Below are 24,214 nucleotides of genomic sequence, written 5' to 3'. Positions count from 1 at the left end.
CGGCAACTCGTTGTGACCGCCCTGCCCTGAACCGCCTATGCTCCGGGCAGCAGCGCTACTGCTGACCACAGGCGAAATCAGGGCGACATGTCACCAGACCACGGAGTACGACGGCTCGCGCCGTGCGCGAGTGCAGCAGTGCTGGCGATCACCAGCTTCTGCTTCGGAGCGACCACGACGGTCACGGCGGCGGGTGAACCGCTGCAGATCATCGTCGACAATCCGGCCGATGTCGCCGGCGTCTGTCCCTCGGCCGACCCGTCGACCGCGACGTGTTCGCTCCGCAGCGCCGTCGATCTCGCCAATGCGAATCCCGGGTCGACCGTGCGGCTCGGTCCGGCCGTCTATCGGCTCGACAAGTCGATCACGATCACCGGAGCCGGGACGTCCGTGATCGGCGCGAGCGTCAGCGGTGGCGGTCGGGCGAGCGACCACACGATCGACGCCGCTGGCAAGCAGGGGATCATCGTCGACGCCGACGACGTCACCATCCGCGGCGTGACCATCACGGGAGCAGGCAGGCCGAACGTCAGCGGCGGCGCCATCGCCGTCACCGAGACGTCACAGCGGTTCCACCTCGCATCGAGCTCCATCGAGAACAACACTGCCCGCGAAGGCGCCGGCGTCTACGTGGCAGGCTCGGCGACGATCTCCGGGTCGACGTTCGTGTCCAACCAGGTGGGCCGAAAGGGTGGCGCGATCCGGGTCGACGGCACCCTCGAACTCGTCAACAGCACGTTCAACGAGAACACGGCCCAGAGCGGCGGTGCCATCTCGGTCGCGGGCACTGCCTCGATCTCGTACTCCACTTTCGTCGACAACACGTCCAACAACCAGAAGGGCGGCGGCGTCGACAGCAACGGTGGCAACGTGTACGTCACCGGTTCGGTGCTGACACGAGCGAATCAGCAGAGTGCCGACGGGTCCGACTGCTCGGGGAACCCCGACCTGATCGGACCGAACTTCGTCGGCAATGCGCAGGGTTGCCAACCGACGCCCGCGACCCTGGTCGGCACCGTCGACGGACCCGCCGGCGTCGGGACGCTCGGCGACTTCGGCGGCCCGACGCTCACGATGCCGCTCACCGCCGACAGCCTCGTGCTCGACCGGGGCACCGCAGCGACGTGCCGGTCGGTCGGGCTCGACGGTGTTCTCGACACCAACGACACCGAGGTCGCCACGGATCAGCGGGGTCTGGCGCGACCGTCGGGCGCCGGCTGCGATCTCGGCGCCTACGAGTTGACGCCACTCGCGATCGACCTCACCCTCACCGCCAGCACCACGACCCCGCTGGTCGGCGCACAGTTCCTTCCCAGCTCGGCGATCTCCGCGTCGGTCGTCGAGACCGACACGCTGTTCGCCGGCACGCTCGACGCCAGCCCGCTGAACGCGTTCCCGCTCGAGGCGGCACCGCTCAACGCGTTCCCGTTGAATGCGTTCCCGCTCAACGCGTTCCCGTTGAATGCGTTCCCCTTGAACGCGTTCTTCACGGCCGCCGCACCGCTGAATGCGTTCCCGTTGAATGCATTCCCGCTCAACGCGTTCCCGCTGAATGCGTTCCCGCTGTCCGACCTCGTGCTGACCGAGAGCTCCTGGGACGAGGTGCTGGCGGACAGCGAGTTCGAGGGCGTGCCGATCCACTCGCTGACCCTCGGCGACGTCCGCGATCTCACCTCGGTCCAAGCCATCTCCGTCGGCGACATCAATCTCGAAGGCACCCCGCTCAACGCGTTCCCGCTCAACGCGTTCCTCCTCGGCTCGATCCCACTCAACGCGTTCCCGCTCAACGCGTTCGGAACCGCCGAGACCTGGTGTGACCTGGTTCCCGACTTCTGTGCGTCGAAGGCCGGCGGGGTCGACCCGACCGATGATTCGTACACACTCGCCTCCCTTGCCCTCGCCGGGGTCCCACTCAACGCGTTCCCACTGAATGCCTTCCCGCTCAACGCTTTCCCACTGAACGCGTTCCCACTGAACGCGTTCCCGCTGAACGCGTTCCCGCTGAACGCCTTCGGTTGGCAGTCGTCGCCGCTCAACGCCTTCCCGCTCAACGCGTTCCCGCTCAACGCCTTCGACGACCTGAGCGTCATCGACTGCAGTCTCGTGCCCGGTGGTTGTGACGGCAGCACCCTCGGTGACGCTTTCCTCGCCGGCGCCATCGCCGATGGCGCCGAACTCGGAGATCTCGGGGCCCTCTTCCTCGACCACCCGGAGGCGTTCGAACTGCTCGGCGACTACTCGACGGCCGATCTGCTCGTCGGCATCATGCCGCCGGAGTCGATCCCGTGGAACGAGGTCGACCTCACGGTGCCGGGCATCCAGAACGCCGACACCGTCAACGACTCGACGTTCCAGTACCTCGCCGCTGTCGATCTGACCGCCGCCGCTGCCGAACTCACCGTCTCCGTGGCGATCCCGCCCGGCTTCTCGTACGTCCCCGGGGGATCATCGCTCGACGGCACGCCGGTCGCCGACCCGGAACTGAGCTGTCCTGGCGGTTCGTGCGTCGATCCGGCGGGTGAGCCGACCCCGATCACGCTCACGTACCGGCTGGCAGACGTGGGGAGCGGCGAGCACACGTTGGCGATCGACACTCGCGCCGGCTTCGAGCTCGGTACCTTCACGGCGTCCGCATCGGCGAGCGGGACCTCGTCACCGGGCGACGATCCGGCGACGACCGGACCGTCGACGTTCGACGTGACCGTCACCGCGCCGGACCGTGGACCCACCGTTCCGGTCGTGATCGAGACCGGGGGCGTCTGCGCGACGAGCGGGCCCGGCGACGTGAACCTCGGCTGGGTGTCGTCGACCACCGACGGCATCGACCTGTACCAGTTCGACATCAGCGAAGAGGCCGCGCGCTGTGGTGTCCGCGCCGACGTCTTCCTCAGCAACCTGCCCGCCGACTACGACGTCGTGTTGTACGGCGAGAAGTCGGAACCGCTCCGTGGGGCGCCGACCGAATCGATCGCCTACCTCGACGACGTCACCCTCGACCTCAATCCGTTCGACGACATCGTCCAGACCGACACCGTCCAGGACATCCCGCAGGTGCTCACCGCCGCCGGCGTCACCGCCTCGGACTACGCCGTCACCGCGATCTCGTCCAACCGTGCCCGGGGGAGCGAGCGGATCCGCACCGGGACATTGCGTGCCGGCCGGTACTTCATCCAGGTGACCGGCTACAACGGTGCCGTCGCCGACACGCCGTACGCGCTGCGGATCCGGACCGATGCCACGATCGCACGTGGTCCGTGCGACCCGTTGCCGTATCCCGGCGTCGAACAGATCGCACCACTGCCGCTCCCGGCGATCGACAGCACCCTGCCGACCGAACTGAACACCCTGTTCATCACCAACTCCCAGCTGCTCGAGTTCACGTACGGGCCCGTCGCCGCCGACGTCCTCGCCGCCGCCGAAGACGTCGCCGCGGCGGCGAGCAGCGGTGTGGTCGGGGCTGTCCTGCCGGTCGACGACGACAGCGCAGTCCGCGCCGCGTACGAGGCGCGTGCCGCGGACCCGTGCGACCCCGAGCGATCCAACGACATCGTGCGAGCGATCGGCGACGTGATCGATCGCTACACCGCCGCTCGCCCCGGCATCGAGTACATCGTCATCGTGGGCGACGACCGTCAGGTGCCGATGGCCAATGTCGTCGACGACGCGAACTTCGCCAACGAGCGCACGTTCAGCCAGGATTTCGCCGCCGACGCTGACAACGAGAGCAACGCTGCGCTCGCTGCCGGGCGGTACCGCACCGATGATCCGTACGGGTCGGACGCCGGTATCCGGATCCGCGACCATGAGCTGTTCGTGCCCGATCGAGCGGTCGGCCGCCTGGTCGAGACCCCATCGGAGATCATCGGGGCACTCGAGAACTTCGTCGAGTTCGGTGGTCGCCTCGACCCCACCACCGAGAGCAGGAACGCGCTCCAGACGGGCTACGAGTTCCTCACCGACGGGGCCGAACTCAACGCCTCCAACCTCGCCGATGCGGGCTACACCGTCGACGACTCGCTGATCGGACCATCGTGGACCGACGGCGATCTCGCCGACGCGCTCGACACATCAGGCGGCGAGCACCTCGACGTGATCGGCATCCACGCCCACTTCGACGAGAACAACGCGCTGCCGGCGTTCGACAACTTCAATCCGCAGGGCGGCGACGACGGGCTGTTCAGCACCGACGAACTGCCTGTGACCGTCGACCGGTCGGTCGTCTACAGCATGGGATGCCACTCTGGCTACAGCGTGAGCGACGTCCAGATCGGCGTCGCCCCGACGGCCGCGCCCAACGACTGGGCGCAGGAACTCGCGCGAGGGCGAACGACCGTCTTCGGCGGCAACACCGGCTACGGCTACGGCGACACCGACCGCATCGCGCTGACGGAGATGCTGACGGCGATCTTCGCCGACGAGGTCGGCGGACACGGTTCGATCGGCGCTGCCTGGGCGGCGGCCAAGCAACGGATGGCACGCGACGTGCTGGTGCTCGACGCGTACCAGGAGAAGGCGCTGCAACAGTTCGTGCTGTACGGCCTCCCGATGTTCCACGTCAACACGGCGCCGCCCGACCTGACGCGAGCGGTCGAAGCCGTCGCCCCGTTGACGGCGGCTGCCGCGGCGGTGCCCGACACCGATCCGATCACCGGGCAGCCGATCGCGGCAGTCGAGTTCCGGCGGAATCCGCCGGCGACCGATCCCTCCGTTCCCCAGTTCGAGCTCGTCGAGACGCCCGACGGGTCGTACTACCAGGTCGATGGTCGAGCGATCACGGTGAACGGCCATCCGATCCAACCCCTGTACGCGGCCGACGTCCCGTCCTTCGACGGGCTGCAGGCACGCGACGCCCTGATCACCGAACTGACGACCGTCGACGCTCCCGTCCCGTTCGACCCGGTCTTCTTCCGGGCCTCGCCGAACTTCGGCGATCCACGCCCGGAGTACCTGGACGGATCGTTCCCCGCCGAGATGTCGACCGTGCGCCGATACCAACTCGGCCGCGAGCGCCACGAGCAGATCCTGGTCGCCGCCGGTCAGTACCGGGCGAGCGACGACGAACCCGACAGCGGCACCCAGCGACTCCACACCCGCGTGGTGGCCGAGGTGTACTACAGCCCGTCGAACGATTTCACCCCTCCCGCGATCGCGACGAGCAGTGGTCGGTTCGACGACGACGCGATCCGGTTCGACATCGAGGTCGACACCACGGCGGAGCGCGTGTACGTGCTCTACCGCGCAGCAGGCGCGAACATCTGGTCGGGAGTCGACCTGGTCGACCTGGGTGACGGGACATGGACCGGCGTCGGACCGTTCGAGCCCACCGACACCGAGACGCGGGTCGAGTACATCGTGCAAGCGGTCGACGATGCCGGCAACGTCGCGATGAGCAACAGCAAGTCCCGCTACTTCCTCGCATCGAGCCCCGGCGATGTGTCGAACCTGGTCCTCACCGCCGATGGCACGCAATCGAACGGTTGGTACCGGGGTGACGTCGTCGTCACGGCTTCCGGCGGCGGCGAGCGCGTCGAGTATCGCGTCGACGCGGGCCCCTTCGCCGAGTACACGATGGCGCTGACCCTGTCGGATTCGGATACGACCTCGAACGCGATCATCGTCGACACCGGCGACCATGTCGTGACGGCGTTCGACGAAACAGGGGCATTCGCGGCGCTCGAGTTGCGGCTCGATTCCTTCGGCCCGGACGTGTCCGTTCAGACCTGGCCGGCCGGCGAGTGGTCATCTGGTCCGGTGCTCGTGACGCTCCAGGCCGACGACGGTGACGGATCGGGCGTCGACCCGACGTCGTTCGAGTACTCCACCGACGGAGGCGCCACCTACGTCCCGTACGGCGCTCCGTTCTCGGTCGCGTCGACGACCACGGTCACGGCGAGAGCGTCCGACCTCGCCGGCAACCCGAGCGTCTCCGATCCCGTCACGATCCGGATCGACACGGTGGCCCCGACGGTCTCGATCTCTGCATCGACCGCCGTGTGGACGAACCAGCCGGTGACGATCACGATCGATGCCACCGACGCCGGTTCGGGCATCGCCGGGGTCGAGTACTCGATCGACGGGGGAGCGACGTACCTCCCGTACACGGAACCGTTCGATTTCGCGGTCGACGGCGTCACGGTGTTCACCGCACGGGCCACCGACCTCGCCGGCAACCTCGGCTCGGCGATCGGAGACGACGCCGTGACCGTCCTGATCGACCGCGAAGATCCGATCGAACCCACGCTGGTCGTCGCCTCCACGGTCGCGATCGGCAACGACATCACCGCCGACTACTCCTGCGGCGACGAGCTCTCCGGGATCCGATCGTGCGAGCTGTTCGTTGCCTTCGACACCGGTGAACTCGTCCTGATCGACAGCGACGTCGGTGGTGGCGACGACGTCGCCCTGCCGAGTGACCGACTGGGCACCTACGCCGTCCGCGTCACCGCCACCGACATGGCCGGCAACGTCCGGAGCACGGACACCAGCTACGAGGTCACCGACCTCACCGCACCCGAAGCCAATCTGACGCTGGCCAGGACGTCGGTCGAGATGCCTGCGACGAACACCGCCGACTACTCCTGCACCGACGCTGGGTCCGGTGTGGCATCGTGCGTGATGACCGTGATCGGACCTGACGGCGACGTCGCCCAGACCGACACCGGCGGAGCGATCGGCGTCTCCCTCCCCGTCGACGTGTTGGGCACCCACCGTGTGGTCGTCACGGCCACCGACATGAGCGGCAACGTCGGTTCCGTCGAGGCGACGTACACCGTGGTCGACACGATCGCACCGACCGCCGTCGTCAGCCTGGCGACCTCGTCCGCCACGATCGGTGAGACGAACAGCGCGACGTTCGCCTGCACCGATGACGGCTCGGGCATCGAGTCGTGCACGGTCGAGCTGACCGGTCCGCGCGGCGAATCGAGTGTGCTCTCCGACGACTCCGAGACGGGAACGATCCCCGTACCGGTGACCCAGGCCGGTGCCTACGACGTGGTCGTCACCGCGACCGACCGCGCGGGGACGACGACCACCGCGACGGCGAGCTACACGGTGAACCTGTGTGTGATCGAGCAGTACGACCACACCCAGTCCAAGCAGATCGGATCGAACTACACGATCAAGATCCAACTCTGTGATGCCACCGGGCGCAACATCTCGTCGAGGAACATCGTGCTCACCGCCGTGTCGGTCACCGGTTCCGACGGCGTCAGCTTCCCTCCGGGCCCGAACGACTCGGGGAATTCGAACAACGGCTACGAGTTCCGCTACGCGCAGAAGGGCTACATCTACAACCTCGACACCACCTCGTTCCCGTATGTCGCCCCGGGCAGCTACACGTTGAACTTCACGACCGCGCCGGTGCCCGACCTCCAGCACCCGCCGCCGGCGCAAGGCAGCGCTCGGTTCACGCTGCGACGGTGACCACGGAACGCCGCACGTCGGCAACAGACCGAGATTCGCTCCTCGCGACCTACGTTCCCCGTCTGGTCGAAGATCACCATCGCAGTGGGTCGAACGAGCAGCTGCTGTTCGCGTCGGGCACGCTCGTCTCTGCCGACATCAGCGGCTTCACCGCACTGTCGGAGCGCCTGGCTGCGTTCGGTCACGAAGGAGCCGAAGAGCTGACCGATCTGCTGAATCGCTGCTTCACCGAGATGATCGCCGCGTGCGAACGGCGCGACGGCGACATCGTCAAGTTCGGGGGAGATGCACTCCTGGTCCTGTTCGGCGGAGAACGACACGCCGAGGACGCCGCCGAGGCGATGAGCGCGATGCACACGATCGTGAGCCGATCGTGGTCGACGGAGTCGGTCAAGCGCGTCGAGCTGGGCATCTCGCAGGGTGCGCACTCGGGCACGATCGGCTGCTCGCTCGCCGACGCCGGACACCTCGAGTTGCTCGTCGGAGGGCCCACCGTCTCGATGACGGTGCGGTGCGAGGGCGATGCCGCTCGCGGCGAGATCCTCGTGAGCGAGGCCACGGCCAGGCTCCTGCCTGCGTCCTGGCTCGGCGAGGAGACCGACGGCGGGGCGTGGCAACTCGCCCGCCGCCGAGTGCAGCACCAGGAGGACTCGGGAGCGCGCTCGTCCGGTCGACGCGGCCTCGCCGGCCTCGGTCGGTACCTCCCGGCAGCGTTGGCCGACCAGATCGTCGCCGGGGTGCCCGGCGAGCACCGACAGGTGGTGGTGGCCTTCGTGAACATGACCGGCACCGACGATCTGTTCGCCGCCGACGGCGCCGACGCCGTCAACGAGGCGTCCCAGCGACTCGCGGCGAACGTGCGCCAGGTGCTCGGCAATCATCCGATCCACCTGCTCGCGAGCGACGTCTACGTCAACGGTACGAAGTTGATCCTCGCAGCCGGAGCGCCGACGTCGACCGATGCCGACGAGGACCACATGCTCCTGGGGCTGCGGGAACTGTTCTCGCTCGAGACCACGCTGCCGATCCGGGCGGGCGTCAACCGCGGGCATGTCTTCGTCGGTGACCTCGGAGGACCGACCCGACGCACCTTGACCGTGATGGGCGACGCCGTCAACCTCGCGGCGCGCCTGATGCAGCGCGCCGAGCCGGGACAGATCATCGTGTCGAGGCAGGTGCTGGGCCGGGCCGACACCAAGTTCGACATCGCGGAACTGCCGCCGTTCCACGTCAAGGGGAAGTCCGAGCCGATCCGTGCAGCGGTGTTGGGCGATGCACTGTCGGTCGACGACGCCGACCACGTGAGCCACGTGGGCTTCGTGGGGCGAGCCGACGAGCGAACGCGTCTGGACCTGCTCGCCGACGCTGCCCTCGCCGGTCGAGGCTCGGTGGTCGACATCGTGGGGGAGCCGGGCATCGGCAAGTCTCGCCTCGCCGACGAGACGCTGTTGCACCACCCCGGACTCCGTGTCCATCGGATGCGCGGGGGTCAGTATGCGAAGAACACTCCCTTCTTCATGATCAGGGGCCTGCTGCGCGACGTCCTCCAACTCCACGGGCAGGATCCGGCTGACCTCGGTGAACAACTGATCGCATGGTCGGCGACGAACGCACCCGAACTGATGAGGTGGCTCCCGCTGCTGGCGCTGCCGGTGGGGGCCGAGGTGGGCATGACCTCGGCGGTCGAACGGCTGGCCGACGAGTTCCGGCGCGACCGGATGCTGTCCGTCACGGCCGACGCCATCGACCGTGCGCTCCGGGAACCGACGGCCGTGCTGGCCGAGGACGTCCACCTCTTCGATCCCGGTTCCGTCGACGTGCTGTGCGAGTTGGCGCGTCGCGTCGCACAACGTTCGACGATGATCGTCATGACGCGCCGAACGGGGTCGGAAGGACTCGCGCTCGGGTCCGAGGTGCCGCTCGAAACCGTGTCACTCACGAGCCTTGGCGTCCAAGACGTCGTCGACCTGCTCGCCGCCGCCGGCGTCGAGGTCGGCGTCGGCGACACGACGACCGCGGCATCCGACGTCGAGGCGCTCGTCGAACGCGCCGCCGGCAACCCGCTGTTCGTCCTCGAACTCGTTGCAGCACTCGAGGAGGGCAGTGGCGACGCACTGCCCGAGTCGATCGAGTCCTTGATCACGACGAGGATCGACCTGCTCCCGCCCCGAGATCGGGTGCTCCTCCGCGACGTCTCGGTGGGAGGCAACACCGTCGACGCACCACTGCTCGCCACGGCGTTCGACCAGCCAGAACTCGAGTCGCCCGATCGGTGGGCATCGCTCGGGTCGTTCCTCGTTCCCGAAGGTCCCGGGATCTACCGGTTCCGTCAGTCGATCTACCGGGACGTGGCGTACGAGGGCCTCGCCTATCGACGACGACGCCAGATGCACCTGGCGATCGGGACGACGCTCGAGCGCCGGCGCGGCAGCAACCTCACGACCGTGATGCCGCTGCTCTCCGACCACTTCGACCGGGCCCGCGACCACGAGCGTGCATGGATCTACTCGGTGGCCGGCGGTGAATCGGCACGGCGGACATTCGCCAACGCCGAGGCCGTGACACTGTTCGAACGAGCGCTTCGGAACGCACAGCACGTGACCGCCGCCGACGAAGCGGCGCGGGCGCGTGTCGCCGAGTCGCTCGGCGACGTCCACGAACTGATGGGTCACTACCCGGAGGCGTTCGCCGCCTACCAGGAGAGCCGAGCCCGCGACGCCGGCTCCGAGCACCAGGCGCGGCTCCTCCGCAAGATCGGCGAGGTACGACTCAACGAGGGACGCCTCAGCCAGTCGCTGTCCTGGCTGACCCGTGCGGTGCGCGCTGTCGAACAGATCGACAATGCCCGGGCTCGGGACCTGGAGACCGCGGAGACGGCACGGTTGCGAGCAGGAGCACTCCATCGGCAGGGCCGCCTGCGTCTGTGCGCCGCGCAGGCCGAACTCGCTGCGGAGAGCGCCGAACGGACGGGCGACCAGCTGGCCATGGCACGGGCGTTCAACATGGTCGAGGTCGCGTACCGGACCCTCGGCCGCCCCGATGCCGCCCGGTATTCCGATCTCGCCTTGGAGATGTTCGCCGGGTCCGGCGACCTCGTCGGCGAGGCGAACGTCCTGAACAACCGCGGGGTCCGCCATCACTTCGACGGCCAGTGGCGGTCGGCGATCGCGGAGTACGAGCGCAGCAGGACGCTTCGTCGCCAGGCAGGTGACGTGGTCGGTGAGGCGATGGTCGCGAACAACATCGGAGAGATCCTCAGCCTCCAGGGCCGTCACGACGAGGCCGTCGAGCTCTTCGAACACGCGTCGGCGGCGTGGCAGCAGGCCGGGTTCACCGTCGGCGTGCCGTACGCCGGGTCGAACCTCGCGATGACGATGGCGCGCTCCGGCGACCCTGAGCGGGGCATCACCCTCCTCGACGAGGCCACCGTCGCGTTGTCGGAGCTCGGCGCCTCGGCCCTGGTGAACGAGATGGCGGTGCGTCGGGTCGAGTGTCAACTCCTGCGGGGGCACACGGCGTCGGCGCTGTCGCTCGCCGAGGCGATCGAACGGCGCCTGACCTCCGAGGCGGGTGACGATCAGCTCCTCGTCCAGCTCCTGCCCATGCTCGGCTTGGCCCAGGTCAGGTCGGGCGACGCTGTCACGGCGGCCGACACGCTGCGGCGAGCGCTCGACTCGGCACGCGAGGCGAACGACCGGTACACCACGGCCATCACCCTGATGGTGTGGGACGAACTCGATCGCCCGACCGGCGACCCTCGGGACGGCCGGCGCGCCGAGGCGACACAGCTGCTCGAGCAACTCGACGTCATCGCAGTGCCGGCGATCGTCGGTCGGAACGTGCCCAGCGGCGAGGCACCGGTCGATCCGGGTATCGAGCGCGGTCGACTAAGCTGACCGACGTTCCCGACCGCCACTCGCGAGGTACCGACACATGGCAGGAAAATTCGAGGTCTACCAGGACAAGAAGGGCGAGTACCGCTTCCGCCTGAAGGCCGGCAACGGCCAGACCATCGCCACCGGCGAGGGATACACGACCAAGAAGGCGTGTGTCAACGGCATCGAATCGATCCGCAAGAACGCGCCCGACGCCAAGCTCGACGACCAGACGGCCTGAGGTCGGCCGATGTGCGGCCGCTTCGTGTCGTCGTCGGCACCTGAGCGGATCGCGAAGTACTTCGGCGCCGAGTCGACCGTCGAGACGCTCGGCGAGAACTTCAACGTCGCGCCCACCAACGACATCTACGGGGTCGTCGGTCAGGCCGACGGCCCGCCCGAGCTGCAGGTGTTCCACTGGGGGCTGATCCCCGTGTGGGCGAAAGAACGCAAGATCGGGCAGCGGATGATCAACGCCCGCGCCGAGACACTCGCCGAGAAGAACGCGTTCAAGGGCGTGTTCAAGAAGCATCGCTGCATCATCCCGATGGACGGCTTCTACGAGTGGGCCGCCGGCGTCGAGGGGGGCCCGGTCACCAAGGCGGGCAAGCTCGCCAAGCGACCGCACTTCATCCACCGAACCGACGACGAGCCCTTGGCGGTCGCTGGCCTGTGGTCCGCGTGGCGCGACAAGTCGGAGGGCCCCGACGCACCGTGGCTGCACAGCGCGACGGTGGTGACCACGGCGGCCAACGACACGATGAGCCCGGTGCACGACCGGATGCCGGTGATCCTGCCGAAAGCGATGTGGCCGATCTGGCTCGACCCCGCCAACCAGAACATCGAGATGCTCCAGAAACTCCTCGTGCCGGCACCCGACGAACTGCTGACGATGCACGAGGTGTCGACCGACGTGAACAACGTCCGCAACAAGGGCGGACACCTCATCGAACCCACCTGACCATCACGAGTTGTGCCTGGAGGATCAGCGGATAGGTCGCTCCGCTCCTGTTCATTCCGCTGATTCCTCCCCGTATCCATTGGGAGTGTCGAGCGGCCAGGTTCGGCAGAGCCTCACCTATCCGCTCGACCTCCTGGCACAACTCGTGATTCAGTCGACGAGTGCCTGGTAGACCAGCTGTTTCAGCTGTGGCCGGATCGGATGGGTGCTCGAGGGGAGCAGCTGCGTCAGGAACACCACGGCGAGGTCCTCGTTCGGGTCGCACCAGAACGCCGTGCTCGCTGCGCCGCCCCACGCGTATTCGCCCGGCGAACTCAACACCTTGTTGGCCGCGGCGTCCATCTGCACCGAGAAGCCGAGTCCGAACCCGACGCCGTCGAACGACGTCTCGGCGAACAGCGGGCGACCGAACGCCTCGAGATCGGCGCCGCCGGGCAGGTGATTCTGCGTCATGTACTCGACGGTGCGGGAGCCGAGCAGCCGGTTCCCGTCGAGCTCCCCGCGTCCGAGCAACATCTGGGTGAAGCGCAGGTAGTCGGCGGCGGTACCCCAGAGTCCGCCGCCACCGGAGAGCATCGTCGGCGGCTTCGTGACGACGAAGTCGAGCGGACTGGGCGTGGCCTCGCCGGTGGCCGGGTTCGGTCCGTAGAGGCGGGCCACGCGGTCGGCTCGCTCCTCGGGGACGTGGAACCCGGTTTCATTCATCGCGAGGGGCCGGAAGATCCGCTCGTCGAAGAATTCGGCGAGCGACTGCCCCGAGACCACCTCGACGACGCGACCGAGCACATCGGTCGAGACGCCGTAGTTCCACTCGGAACCCGGTTGGAAGGCGAGGGGGAGCGCGGCCCACGCATCGCACGCGCTCTCGAGATCCATCCCCGATGGTTGTCCCCGCTCGAAACCGGCGGCTCGGTACAGGGCGTCGGTGACCTGCTGGTGGTGGAACCCGTAGGTCAGCCCGGAGGTGTGGGTGAGCAGATGCCAGATCCGCACGGGTTCGGTCAGCGGGTCGGTGAGGGGCTTGAACGCCGAGCCGCCCCGGTAGACCCCGGCGTCGGCGTACGACGGGATGAACTTCGACACCGGGTCCTTGAGCTCGAACGCGCCCTCTTCGTAGAGCATCATCGCCGCCACCGAGGTGATCGGCTTCGTCATCGAGTACAGCCGGACGATCGTGTCGTCCGCCCAATCGACACCGTCCTCACGATGCCGTTGACCTGCGGTGGAGTGGTGGACGAGCCTGCCGTGGCGCATGACGGCCACCTGCCACCCGGTCAATCTGCCGTCGTCGACGTAGCGCTGGAAATGGCGATCGATGTTGGCGAGCCGGTCGGGATCGAACCCGACCTCGGTCGGATCGGACAGCTGGAGCGGCATGCGGGTCAGCTTGGCAGCCCGGCGACGTGCTCGCCGTGTCCGGCCGCAGCGAGCGCCGTGCGGATGGCGTCGGCGGATGCCTCCAGGTCGGTCCGCTCGACCGATGGTGCTGCGTTCGCGAACGACAGTTCGGCCATGTCGTTGGTCGGGATGACGTGGATGTGCGTGTGCGGCACCTCGTAGCCGGCGATGATCACGCCCACCCGCTCCGGCCGGAACGCCGTGTGCTGGGCCCGGGCGATGAGGCGCGTCACCTCGAACAGGTGCGTGGCGAGCTCGGGGGAGGCGTCGACCCAGTGGTCGACCTCCTCGATCGGCACGACGAGCGCATGGCCGTACGCCATCGGATTGATCGACATGAACACCACGCAGCGTTCGTCGCGCCAGACGAACGTCCCGGGGATGTCGCCGGCGATGATGCGGGAAAAGATCGTGGGCATGCGACCCAATGTAGAGCGTGCGGTTTCGGGCCTGCCGGTCGGCCACGGGCGGCGTAGGCTCACGCTCGTGGGAGAAGCAGTCGAAACGTCGGAGCCGACCGGCACCGTCGACACCCTGTGGACGATTCCGAACCTGGTCACGCTCATCCGGCTGCTGCTCCTGCCGGTGTTCGTGTGGGTGCTGTTCGGTCTGCCGTCGCGGCAGACCGCGGCGTGGATGCTCGGCATCCTCGGGATGACCGACTGGATCGACGGCTACCTCGCGCGCCGCTTGGGACAGACCAGCGAGTTCGGCAAGAAGTTCGACCCGACGGTCGATCGCCTGTGGTTCGTGGTCGCGGTCGTGTCCATCATCATCAACGACTCGATCCCGGTGTGGTTCGCCGTGCTCGTGCTCGGACGCGAACTGATCGTGGGTGCCGCGATGGTCGTCGCCACGCTGGCGTTCCGGATGGAGCGATTCGACGTGACCTGGTGGGGGAAGACGGCCACGTTCCTCCTGATGTTCGCCGTGCCGGGCTTCCTGATGGCCAACAGCGCTGCGCCCGCTCCGGGCGCCTGGGAAGTCGCAGCATGGTGTTTCGGCATCCCCGGACTGGTGCTGAGCTACTACACCGCGGTCGCCTACATTCCCCTGATCCGCGACGGCATCCGTGCCGGCCGCTCGGCGTCGTGAACGTTCTTTCGCGCGGGCTCGGTGACGGTACGGTGTTGGCATGATTGTCCCCGAGGATCTGCGGTACACGGCCGAACACGAATGGGTGCGCCCGCTCGCCGACGGCGGCACGGTTCGGGTCGGTATCACCGACTACGCACAGGACGCACTGGGCGACGTCGTCTACGTCGATCTGCCGACGGTCGGCGACGCCGTGGAGGCCAACGCCTCGGTCGGCGAGGTCGAATCGACCAAGTCGGTCTCGGAGATGTACGCCCCGGTGTCGGGAACGATCGCCGCGGTCAACGAGGCCCTGGCCGACAATCCTCAGTTGTTGAACGAGGATCCGTACGGCGAGGGTTGGCTGTGTGAGATCGCCGTGACGGACGTCGCGTCGATCGGTGCCATGATGGACGCCGTCGCGTACGTCGCACTGACCGAGGGGTGAATCAGATGTCGTACACATTCTGCAATCAGTGCGGGCACCGCAACCCGCCCGACAGCAACTTCTGTTCGAGCTGCGGTTCCGCGCTCGATCTGCTCGACGACCGCACGATCACGCTGACCGCGGTCGACCCGCTGCAAGACGCTCCCGGGCCGTCCGACGACCTCGAGGTGCCGATGGGCGAACTCGACCAGGGTGTCGGCGTACTCATCGTCCGGGCGGGCTCGCAGGCCGGCGACCGCTTCGTGCTCGACACCGACATCACCCGCCTCGGGCGTCATCCCGACAGCGAGATCAGCCTCGACGACATCACGGTGTCGCGCCGACACGCCGAGGTCCAGCACACCGAGCAGGGCTACGCCGTCGCCGACTCGGGCTCGCTCAACGGCACGTATGTCAATCAGCAGCGGGTCGAACGAGCGATGCTGCAACACGGCGACGAGCTGCAGATCGGCAAGTTCCGCCTGGTCTTCTTCGAGCGAGCCGATGGCTGAGACCACCCAGGTGAGCGGATACCTGTCGATCGGTGAGGTGCTCGGGCTGCTGCTCGAGGACTTCCCCGACGTCACGATCTCGAAGATCCGATTTCTCGAGAGTCAGGGTCTGATCTCACCCGAGCGGACCTCGTCGGGCTATCGGAAGTTCTACGAGGCCGACGTCGAACTGCTGCGCGTGATCCTCACCGAACAGCGCAGCAACTACCTGCCGTTGCGCGTCATCAAAGATCGTCTCGAGACCGGTGAGATCGACCCGACCGGTGAACACCTCCGGCCCGACGGAGAGGTCGATCACGACGACGATCACCACGACGATCACGGCGACACCGACGCCGACGCCGAACAGGTCGACGTGCCATCGGCCAGCGTGGCCTCCCATCCCGCAGCCCGTCAGGGCAGCTCGGGCACGGCGAACCACAACGGCACCGGCACGGCCGCAACGCCGTCCGCACCGCCGACCGACGAGCCGTCGACCTCTGCGGCGCCCGCCGACGCTCCCGAACCCGCCGAGACCGCCGACCCGTCCCCGACCGAGGCGACCGCGCAGTTGATGCCCGGTGTCCTGCTCGATCGTTCCGAGCTGTGTTCGATGGTGGGGATGACTCCCACCGAACTCGAACAGCTCGAGAGCTTTGGCATCGTCGTCGCCCGCGACGGCTCGTCGCCGGCGCTCTACGGCGACGACGCGGTGTCGGTGGCCAAGCCGGCGTGCGAGTTCCTGCGTGCCGGGGTCGACGCTCGCCACCTGCGCAACTTCCGCACATCCGCCGAGCGTGAGGCTTCGCTGTACGAACAGCTCGTGACACCGCGTTTCCGGCAGCGCAACCCGGAGTCGCACGCCGAGGCGTTGGCCCAACTGAAGCGGCTCGACTCCCTGGGGAGCGCCCTCCGCTCGGCGATGACGAAGCAGGCGCTGCGGCGTCACTTCGAATCCTGAAACGCGACCCCATGGTCTGCGGCCGATGGGAGTAAGGTCGGTGACGTGATCCCGATGGAACTGGTCGGCGTGCGGGTGGAGATCCCGGCGAACACTCCGATGGTGCTGCTCCAGGAGCAGGACGGCGAGCATCGACTCCTGCCGATCTACATCGGGAGCCCGGAAGCTGCCTCGATCCACTACGCGCTCGAAGGCATCGATCCGCCGCGGCCGCTCACGCATGATCTGTTCGTGTCGGTGATCGGCCAGCTCGGCGCCAGCCTCTCGAAGGTCGTCGTGACCGAGGTTCGCGATCACACGTACTACGCCGAACTCCATCTGGACGTCGGCGGCGACGAACAGATCATCTCGAGCCGACCCTCCGATGCGATCGCCCTGGCGGTCCGTTGCGAAGCCCCGCTCTTCGCCTCCGATGCCCTGCTCGACGACGTGGGGCAGGTCCCCGAACCGGAGCCGGAAGAAGAGGCCGAGGAGATCATCGATGAGTTCAAGGACTTCATCGAGAGCGTCAGCCCTGACGACTTCGCCACCTGAACCATCCATCGGGCCTGGTCAGCCGCGCATTCCTGTTGCACCGTTGACGCCGCGCGCGCCCGCGCGTATGCTCACACGTCCGTAGTTACACCCGTGTTCGGGGGGCGACGGACCCTGTGTTGGGCAGGCAGCTGCGATCTCGCAGCACAACGGAAAGAGGTTGACATGAGTGTCGGATACAGCGGGACACAGGCAGCGAAGGTCGTCGGCATCACGTACCGGCAGCTCGACTACTGGGCACGGACCGATCTGATCCGACCCTCGGTCTCCGACGCCTCCGGCAGCGGCAGCCGCCGCCAGTACAGCTACAAGGACCTGCTGGAGCTGCGCGTGATCAAGACCCTGCTCGACGCCGGCATCAAGCTCGAGTCCGTGCGCGACGTCTTCAGCTACCTCCGTGAGCACGTCGGCACCGATATCGCGTCGGCGCACCTCGTGATCAACGGCAACTCGGTCGTGCTCGCACGAGGCGACGAACTGATCGACGTGTTGAACCGTGGGCAGGGTGTGCTCAACGTGCTCTCGCTCGCCGGCGTCAAGGACGAGGTCGACGCTCAACTCGTGCCCCTCGGCCTCGACGACGATGCAGCCGCATCCGGCGACGACGCCCCCATCGCGCTGTAGTCGTGACGAAGCGTTCGCCTCTCGACGCTGTTCATCGCGCCCTCGGCGCCAAGATGGTTCCGTTCGGCGGCTGGGAGATGCCGCTGGAATACGTGGGGACGATCGACGAACACCTGGCATGCCGGTCGTCGGCCGTGATGTTCGACGTCTCCCACCTGGGCACGGTGCGGGTCACCGGCGACGGTGCACTCGATCGGCTCCAGGCCGCGTTCACCAACGACCTCGGCAAGATCGAGCCAGGGCGCGCCCAGTACACCCACCTGCTCGACGAGACCGACGCGTCGGTGCTCGACGACATCATCGTCTGGTGGCACCCTGGTTCACCCGACGTCTTCGACGTGATGCCCAACGCGTCCAACACCGACCGCGTGATCGAGGCGATCGGCGGCGACGACATCACCGCCGAACGCGCCGTCATCGCCGTGCAGGGCCCTGAGGCGCGCACGCTTGCCGGAGCGGCGTATCCGGCCCTCGCCGACGTCGGCCGCTTCCGGGTGGCCGCCTGCGACCTCGACGGCGTCGCCGTCACCGCCGCCGGTACCGGTTACACGGGCGAGCCGGGCCTCGAGATCGCGGTTCCGGCCGCTGCGGCCGAACACGTGTGGAACGCACTCACCGACGCCGGAGTCCGCCCCGCCGGCCTGGGCGCCCGTGACACGCTCCGCCTCGAGGCCGGCCTGCCACTCCACGGCAACGAACTCGGGCCGGGCATCACGCCGCTCGAAGCCGGTCTCGGCTGGGTGGTCGCCTGGTCGAAACCGATCTTCCGGGGACGGGGAGCACTCGCGGCACAGCGCGACGCCGGTGTTCGCCGACGACTGCGCGGTATCTCCACCGAGGGGCGCCGACCACCTCGGACCGGTTGCGCCGTGTCGATCGACGGCGCCGTGGTCGGCGAGGTCACGTCGGGCAACTTCTCGCCGGTCCTCGGCCACGGCGTGGCCATGGCATTCCTGCCGCCCGAGACCGAGGTCGGCACCGCCGTCGACGTCGACGTTCGCGGCACCGCGCTGCCGGGCACGGTCACCGACCTTCCGTTCGTCTGACCCCGGTCTACTTCGACGCCGTCTTCTTGGCGGCGGTCTTCTTGGCCGTCGACTTCTTGGCTGCTGACTTCTTCGCCGTCGACTTCTTGGCCGTCGTCTTCTTGGCGGCCGATTTCTTCGCCGTCGTCTTCTTGGCGGTCTTCTTGGCGGTCGTCTTCTTGGCGGCCGGCTCGGCCGGTTGCGTCGCCGGCGGTGGTGGCGTCGCCGCGGGCGGCTTGGGTGCGCCGCCCATCCCGGGCAGCTTGAACCCGCCGAACAATCCGCCCGCATTCTCGGCGAACTGGGTGAGCGGGGCGAGGCGCTTGGATACCTCACCGATCGAGTCCATGAACTCACCGAGCTGATTGGGCAGGGTCGAAAAGCCCGGCGAACTCAGCGTCTCGACGATCCTCTCGATGTTCGGAGCGGCGACCCGAACCGGGCCTTGGAGCATCTTGGTCATCTCGTCGGCGGCCTGGATCGTGCGCGTCACCTGCGGCATCATGGCCCGAATCGGCTCTTCGATGTCGCCAACCAGGCGGTTCACCCTGGTCGCGGTCTCGTTGAGGTTCTCGAGGGTCCGGTTCAGGTTCTCGACCGCCCGGAACAGTTCGCCGATGCCGCGCTGGAACTGCTCGACCGAGCGCAGCCCCCCTGCGATCGGCGCCGCCAGCACGTTGATCACGTCGGCCAAGGGGTCGTGCCTGGAGTCGTCGCTCATGCCCGCAGGCTACGGCATCGTCGGCGGCAGCCCTAGCCGGGCGCGACCGTGGTCGACGTGCTCGACGTGGGGTTCGTGGTCGACGTGGTGGTGGTCGAGCTGGTCGTCGTCGTCGTGGTGGTGGTGGTGGTCGTGGTGGTCGTGGTGGTGGCCGGGACCGTGGTGGTGGCCGGGACCGTGGTCGACGTGGTCGTCGTCGTGGGCGCGGCCGTCGTGGTGGTGCTCGTCGTGGGTGCCGCAGTGGTCGTGGTCGTCGGCGCGACGGTCGTGGTGGTCGTCGTGGCGACGGTGGTGGTCGTGGTCGGCGGCGGTGGGGTCGCGGTGAACGGCGCGAAGATCACCATCGGCCGGTACCGGTGCGGGCTGTTCCACGCGTCTCGCTGCATGTTGCGGGCGTTGTTCGACACCGTGATCTGCACCGACCCGAACGAGTCGCGCCAGGGGAGCGGCTGGGCGTGATAGGTGTTCATCTTCGGGTCGGCATTGCGTGGTGCGAGCGGGCCGTACTGCACGGTCGACCAGGGCCCCCAGGGGTCGTCGGCCACATCGACCGCCAGCGCGTCGCCCCAGTAGCCGTCGACGGCTGTGGCCGCCACCCATTGACCGTCGAGGTAGCGAGGCTGCATCGGGTTCTCGGCGTAGAACCGTTCGACGATCGGCACGGCGTGTTCGGGCGCATACGACCAACCGTCGGCGGTCCGGTACTCGGGCCATTCGGTGATCTTGCCGAGCGGTACTCGCGCGAGGTACATCTTCGTGGCCGAGTGCGGCCCGTTCCAGAACCCGCCCTCGCGCAGCATGTTCTGCTCGAAGGTGTTCCCGAAGAAGTAGGTGTGGGTCTCGTCGGACGCGACCGCGTAGCCGTAGATCGGCAGCACGCCGCTGTTGCGAGGTGACTCCCAGGTGAGCCGTTCGAGGGTGCCCGCGTCGTACGAGGCCAGGAAGACCTGCTGCGGGTGCCAGCCCAGACCGTCGGGCGGGTCGGGATCGTACGGATCTTTGATCATCTCGGCCCAGAAGACGTACAGGCGGTCACCGACGAGTTCGCCACCCATCGGCCACAACCACTTGGAACGGACGTCGTACGACCCGTCGCCGTTCTCGAACGGCAGTGGACGTTCGGCGGTGCCGCCGTGCACCAGCGTGAAGCAGGAGCCCTCCTGGATCATCGCTCCGTTGTGGATGAAGCTTGACGAGCCCAGCGTGGTCTTGGTGCCGCTGTGATCGAGGAAGACGTCCTGGAAGAGCCAGAGATACCGGTCGCCACCGAGCGGGTACACGTGCTGGTAGTCCCAGCCGAGCACCGGGCCGACCCGCTTCGACAGGAACACGTCGAGCGAGGCCGCCGACGTGTCGGTGGCGCAGCCGACGTCGGCACCCAGGTGCCGACCCGGGAGCGTCCGGGTGCTCGCAGCCCACGGCGGGGGAGCGACGGTGACCGGTGGCGGCTCGTCGTCGGGCGGCTCGGTCGGGATCGTCCGACCCTCGACGGCCGGCACGTCGTCGTCGAGCGTGATCGTGTACCCCACCTCGACGTCATAGGTGACGGGCGGACCGACGGTCGTCGATGTCACCACGGATGTGGTCGATCGAAGCGGTGCGGTCGTCGTCGCCGATGCCGGTGCACCGGTGGTCGTCACCCCGTCGGTCGTCGTGCCGGCCTCGGTCGAGTCGGAGATCGCCAGCCGGTCCGAACCACCACCGGCCACCATGATGGCGATGATCGGCAGCATCGCCAGAGCCACGAGCCCGGCGACGAGCCAGTGGCGCGGCAGCGCGCGCAGTCGCTCGACGATCATCGCCACAGCGCGACGTTATCCGGCCACGATCAGCGATTGGCGGCGAGTGCCTCCAGCGGCTCGCAGCTGCACACCAGATGACGGTCGCCGTAGGCACCGTCGATGCGCGAGACCGGCGGGAAGTACTTGTCGACCAGCAACGAATCGAGCGGATAGCCCGCCGCAGCGGGGGAGTAGGGGCGATCGAGCGGACCGATGAGGTCGGCGGCCGTGTGCGGTGCGTGGCGGAGCGGGCTGTCGCCGACCTCGACCGAGCCGTCGGCGATCGCATCGATCTCGTCCTTGATCGAGAGCATGGCGTCACAGAACCGGTCGAGTTCGCGGAGTTCCTCACTCTCGGTGGGTTCGATCATCAGCGTGCCGGCGACCGGGAAACTCATGGTGGGGGCGTGGAAGCCGTAGTCGATCAACCGTTTGGCGACGTCTTCGACGCTCACACCGGTGCGCTTGGTGATGTCGCGCAGGTCGATGATGCACTCGTGGGCGACCCGACCCGCAGCACCGGTGTAGAGCACCGGGTACGCCGCATCGAGCCGGCGGGCGACGTAGTTGGCCGACACGATCGCCGTCTCGGTCGCGGCCCGCAGACCGCTTGCTCCCATCAGCTTGAGATACACCCACGGGATGGGCAGGATGCCCGCCGAGCCGTATCTGGCGGCCGACACCGGGCCGACGGCCTGCGATGCATCACCCAGGGGGTCGCCGGGCAGGAAGGGCTCGAGGTGCGCTCGAACCGCCACCGGTCCGACACCCGGCCCACCACCGCCGTGGGGGATGCAGAACGTCTTGTGGAGGTTGAGGTGGCTGACGTCGGCACCGAACTTGCCGGGTTGCGCCAGCCCGACGAGCGCGTTCAGGTTCGCTCCGTCGACGTACACCTGGCCGCCGGCGTCGTGGATCCGGGCGCACAGGTCGCGGATGCCGGTCTCGAACACGCCGTGCGTCGACGGGTAGGTCACCATGATCCCTGCCAGGCGTTCGCCGGCCGAGTCGATCTGGGTCGCCAGGTCGGCGAAGTCGACGTTGCCCTGGTCGTCACACGCGACGACCCAGACCTCCATGCCGGCCATCACCGCGCTGGCGGCGTTGGTGCCGTGCGCACTGGCAGGGATCAGGCAGATGGTGCGCTGATCGTCGCCACGGCTGCGGTGATAGGCCCGGATCGCGAGCAGACCGGCGAACTCACCCTGGCTCCCGGCGTTGGGCTGCACGCTCACGGCGTCGTACCCGGTGATCTCGGCGAGCATGCGCTCGAGATCGGCGATCATCGTGCGGTAGCCGGCCGTCTGGTCGTCGGGTGCGTAGGGGTGGATCGCGGCGAACTCGGGCCACGTGATCGGCTGCATCTCGCTGGTCGAGTTGAGCTTCATCGTGCACGAGCCCAGCGGGATCATCGTGCGGTCGAGCGCCAGGTCACGGTCGGCGAGGCGCCGCAGGTAGCGGAGCATCTCGTGCTCGCTGTGGTAGCTCCGGAAGGCGGCCTGGGGGAGGATCTCACCGTCACGTCGCAGGGCGTCGGGCACGACGGCGGGTGCCGGGGCTGCCGTGTCGACGTCGAGCGGAACGCCGGTGAGGATCTCGGCGACCGTTGCCAGCGTGTCGAGCGTGGTGGTCTCGTCGAGCGAGACGCCGACCGATGTGTCGTCGACCCGACGCACGTTGATGCCGCGCTCGGCGAACGCGGCCACGGTCGCGCCGGCGTCGACCGCGTCGACCGTGAGCGTGTCGAACCATGCGTCGTGGCGCAGCGTGCCGCCGTGCTGTCGGACGTGACTCGCCAGGATCGTCGCGAGCCCGTGGACGCGCCCGGCGATCCGCCGGAGACCTTCGGGGCCGTGCCACGCTGCGTACAATCCGGCGATGTTGGCGAGCAGCACCTGGGCGGTGCAGATGTTCGACGTCGCCTTCTCCCGCCGAATGTGCTGTTCGCGGGTCTGGAGCGCCAGCCGGAGGGCCGGGCGGCCGGCAGCGTCGGTGCTCACGCCGACGAGGCGACCCGGCAATGAGCGTGACGCCCCGTCGCGAACCGCGATGAATCCGGCGTGCGGTCCGCCGTAGCCGAGCGGCACACCGAACCGTTGCGACGAACCGACGGCGATGTCGGCACCGAGAGCGCCGGGGGAGCGGAGCAACACACACGCCAGCAGGTCGGTGGCCACGATCGCCTGGGCACCGAGCTGATGTGCCTGCTCGATCGCAGCCGTCCAGTCGGTGAGGGCTCCGGTCGAGGTCGGGTAGCTGAACAGCGCACCGAAGAAGCCGTCGCCGTCGAGTGCGTCGACGTCGCCGACGACGAGCTCGATCCCGGTCGGCTCCGCCCGTGTGGTCAGCACCGTCAGCGTCTGCGGATGCACGTCGTGATGGACGAAGAACCGGTCGGCGGCGCCGCGGGTGACCCGCCGGGCCATCGCCATCGCTTCGGCGGCCGCGGTCGCCTCGTCGAGCAGGGATGCGTTGGCGATGTCGAGCCCGGTGAGGTCGGCGACCATCGTCTGGTAGTTCAGCAGCGCCTCCAGCCGCCCCTGGCTGATCTCCGGCTGATAGGGCGTGTAGGCGGTGTACCACGCGGGGTTCTCGAGCACGTTGCGCTGGATGACCGGGGGAGTGATCGTGCCGGAGTACCCCATGCCGATCAGGTTCGTGGCCACCACGTTCTGTGCCGCCAACGCCCGCAGCTCGGCGAGCACGTCGGTCTCGGTTCGGGGGCCTGGCAGCTCCAGCTCGCCGTTGAGGCGGATCGGCGAGGGCACGGTCTCGTCGACCAACTGCTGGACCGACTCGACCCCGATCGTGGCGAGCATCGTGCGCAGGTCGTCGGGCCTCGGACCGATGTGACGGGCGACGAAATCGTCGGCGGCGAACAGGTCGGCGAGCGATGGATTCATGGAGGCCTCCAGTT

The 24,214-nt window shown here is 68.0% G+C and carries 16 protein-coding genes; 11 read left to right on the top strand and 5 right to left on the bottom strand.

Features of this window, described 5'->3' with window-relative positions; all coding sequences use genetic code 11:
- The first annotated feature begins 87 nt into the window (after nucleotides 1-87).
- The 4 genes from R8G01_03575 to R8G01_03560 are packed head-to-tail and all read left to right on the top strand — an operon-like array spanning nucleotide 88 to nucleotide 12,261.
- A complete protein-coding gene (locus R8G01_03575; GenBank protein ID MDW3213051.1) occupies nucleotides 88-7,425 on the top strand; it encodes a choice-of-anchor Q domain-containing protein in 7,338 nt (2,445 codons plus the stop codon).
- The gene (locus tag R8G01_03570; protein MDW3213050.1) at nucleotides 7,422-11,321 is read left to right on the top strand and encodes an adenylate/guanylate cyclase domain-containing protein; all 3,900 of its coding nucleotides are present in this window, start codon (nucleotides 7,422-7,424) and stop codon (nucleotides 11,319-11,321) included. The genes R8G01_03575 and R8G01_03570 overlap by 4 nt, the downstream gene beginning before the upstream one ends.
- Nucleotides 11,322-11,358: 37 nt before the next feature.
- Nucleotides 11,359-11,541 carry a YegP family protein gene (locus R8G01_03565; GenBank protein MDW3213049.1) on the top strand — a complete coding sequence of 61 codons (183 nt, stop codon included), beginning with the start codon at nucleotides 11,359-11,361 and terminating at the stop codon, nucleotides 11,539-11,541.
- A 9-nt stretch (nucleotides 11,542-11,550) separates the two neighbouring features.
- Nucleotides 11,551-12,261, top strand: a complete 711-nt coding sequence (locus tag R8G01_03560; GenBank protein ID MDW3213048.1) for an SOS response-associated peptidase — start codon at nucleotides 11,551-11,553, stop codon at nucleotides 12,259-12,261.
- A gap of 150 nt (nucleotides 12,262-12,411) precedes the next feature.
- On the opposite strand, the gene R8G01_03555 is transcribed toward R8G01_03560, so the two are convergent.
- Together R8G01_03555 and R8G01_03550 are read right to left on the bottom strand one after the other, a co-directional pair.
- Nucleotides 12,412-13,638, bottom strand: a complete 1,227-nt coding sequence (locus R8G01_03555; protein MDW3213047.1) for a serine hydrolase domain-containing protein — start codon at nucleotides 13,636-13,638, stop codon at nucleotides 12,412-12,414.
- A gap of 5 nt (nucleotides 13,639-13,643) precedes the next feature.
- Complete coding sequence (locus R8G01_03550; GenBank protein ID MDW3213046.1) at nucleotides 13,644-14,078, bottom strand: HIT family protein; 435 nt, start codon at nucleotides 14,076-14,078, stop codon at nucleotides 13,644-13,646.
- Nucleotides 14,079-14,145: 67 nt separating this feature from the next.
- Here R8G01_03550 and R8G01_03545 point away from each other — a divergent pair, with 67 nt between their 5' ends.
- The 7 genes from R8G01_03545 to gcvT all read left to right on the top strand — a co-directional run bounded on the left by R8G01_03545 (nucleotide 14,146) and on the right by gcvT (nucleotide 18,816).
- Entirely contained in the window at nucleotides 14,146-14,754 is a 609-nt protein-coding gene (locus R8G01_03545; protein MDW3213045.1) for a CDP-alcohol phosphatidyltransferase family protein, read from the top strand.
- A gap of 40 nt (nucleotides 14,755-14,794) precedes the next feature.
- The gene (gene gcvH / locus R8G01_03540) at nucleotides 14,795-15,181 is read left to right on the top strand and encodes a glycine cleavage system protein GcvH (GenBank protein ID MDW3213044.1); all 387 of its coding nucleotides are present in this window, start codon (nucleotides 14,795-14,797) and stop codon (nucleotides 15,179-15,181) included.
- Between the two features lie 5 nt (nucleotides 15,182-15,186).
- A complete protein-coding gene (locus tag R8G01_03535) occupies nucleotides 15,187-15,672 on the top strand; it encodes an FHA domain-containing protein (protein MDW3213043.1) in 486 nt (161 codons plus the stop codon).
- A complete protein-coding gene (locus R8G01_03530) occupies nucleotides 15,665-16,612 on the top strand; it encodes a MerR family transcriptional regulator (protein MDW3213042.1) in 948 nt (315 codons plus the stop codon). Before R8G01_03535 ends, R8G01_03530 begins: the two co-directional genes overlap by 8 nt.
- Before the next feature lie 54 nt (nucleotides 16,613-16,666).
- Nucleotides 16,667-17,146 carry a bifunctional nuclease family protein gene (locus R8G01_03525; protein ID MDW3213041.1) on the top strand — a complete coding sequence of 160 codons (480 nt, stop codon included), beginning with the start codon at nucleotides 16,667-16,669 and terminating at the stop codon, nucleotides 17,144-17,146.
- A gap of 165 nt (nucleotides 17,147-17,311) precedes the next feature.
- Nucleotides 17,312-17,770, top strand: coding sequence for a MerR family transcriptional regulator (locus tag R8G01_03520; protein ID MDW3213040.1), 459 nt, complete (start codon nucleotides 17,312-17,314; stop codon nucleotides 17,768-17,770).
- Nucleotides 17,771-17,772: 2 nt separating this feature from the next.
- The gene (gcvT, locus tag R8G01_03515; GenBank protein ID MDW3213039.1) at nucleotides 17,773-18,816 is read left to right on the top strand and encodes a glycine cleavage system aminomethyltransferase GcvT; all 1,044 of its coding nucleotides are present in this window, start codon (nucleotides 17,773-17,775) and stop codon (nucleotides 18,814-18,816) included.
- Between the two features lie 7 nt (nucleotides 18,817-18,823).
- Here gcvT and R8G01_03510 read toward each other — a convergent pair whose 3' ends face one another.
- Genes R8G01_03510 through gcvP form a run of 3 tightly spaced genes read right to left on the bottom strand, consistent with a single transcriptional unit; the run spans nucleotide 18,824 to nucleotide 24,200 of the window.
- On the bottom strand, nucleotides 18,824-19,516 hold the full coding sequence (locus tag R8G01_03510) for a hypothetical protein (GenBank protein ID MDW3213038.1): 693 nt from the start codon (nucleotides 19,514-19,516) through the stop codon (nucleotides 18,824-18,826).
- Nucleotides 19,517-19,548: 32 nt separating this feature from the next.
- Nucleotides 19,549-21,321 (bottom strand): hypothetical protein, encoded by a 1,773-nt coding sequence (locus tag R8G01_03505; protein MDW3213037.1) that lies wholly within the window; start codon nucleotides 21,319-21,321, stop codon nucleotides 19,549-19,551.
- Between the two features lie 23 nt (nucleotides 21,322-21,344).
- Complete coding sequence (gcvP, locus tag R8G01_03500) at nucleotides 21,345-24,200, bottom strand: aminomethyl-transferring glycine dehydrogenase (protein MDW3213036.1); 2,856 nt, start codon at nucleotides 24,198-24,200, stop codon at nucleotides 21,345-21,347.
- Nucleotides 24,201-24,214 lie beyond the last annotated feature (14 nt).

It is taken from the genome of Ilumatobacteraceae bacterium (assembly GCA_033344875.1).
Classification (GTDB): Bacteria; Actinomycetota; Acidimicrobiia; order Acidimicrobiales; family Ilumatobacteraceae; genus Ilumatobacter.
Note: the sequence above shows the minus strand (reverse complement) of the source record. Positions and strands in the feature narration are given on the sequence as shown.

Coding starts and splice junctions, on each gene's coding strand:
- gcvH (MDW3213044.1), top strand. CDS start 14,795: ATGATTGTCCCCGAGGATCTGCGGTACACGGCCGAACACGAATGGGTG.
- gcvP (MDW3213036.1), bottom strand. CDS start 24,200: ATGAATCCATCGCTCGCCGACCTGTTCGCCGCCGACGATTTCGTCGCC.
- R8G01_03525 (MDW3213041.1), top strand. CDS start 16,667: ATGGAACTGGTCGGCGTGCGGGTGGAGATCCCGGCGAACACTCCGATG.
- R8G01_03550 (MDW3213046.1), bottom strand. CDS start 14,078: ATGCCCACGATCTTTTCCCGCATCATCGCCGGCGACATCCCCGGGACG.
- R8G01_03575 (MDW3213051.1), top strand. CDS start 88: ATGTCACCAGACCACGGAGTACGACGGCTCGCGCCGTGCGCGAGTGCA.
- R8G01_03560 (MDW3213048.1), top strand. CDS start 11,551: ATGTGCGGCCGCTTCGTGTCGTCGTCGGCACCTGAGCGGATCGCGAAG.
- R8G01_03530 (MDW3213042.1), top strand. CDS start 15,665: ATGGCTGAGACCACCCAGGTGAGCGGATACCTGTCGATCGGTGAGGTG.
- R8G01_03555 (MDW3213047.1), bottom strand. CDS start 13,638: ATGCCGCTCCAGCTGTCCGATCCGACCGAGGTCGGGTTCGATCCCGAC.
- R8G01_03510 (MDW3213038.1), bottom strand. CDS start 19,516: ATGAGCGACGACTCCAGGCACGACCCCTTGGCCGACGTGATCAACGTG.
- R8G01_03535 (MDW3213043.1), top strand. CDS start 15,187: ATGTCGTACACATTCTGCAATCAGTGCGGGCACCGCAACCCGCCCGAC.
- R8G01_03520 (MDW3213040.1), top strand. CDS start 17,312: ATGAGTGTCGGATACAGCGGGACACAGGCAGCGAAGGTCGTCGGCATC.
- R8G01_03565 (MDW3213049.1), top strand. CDS start 11,359: ATGGCAGGAAAATTCGAGGTCTACCAGGACAAGAAGGGCGAGTACCGC.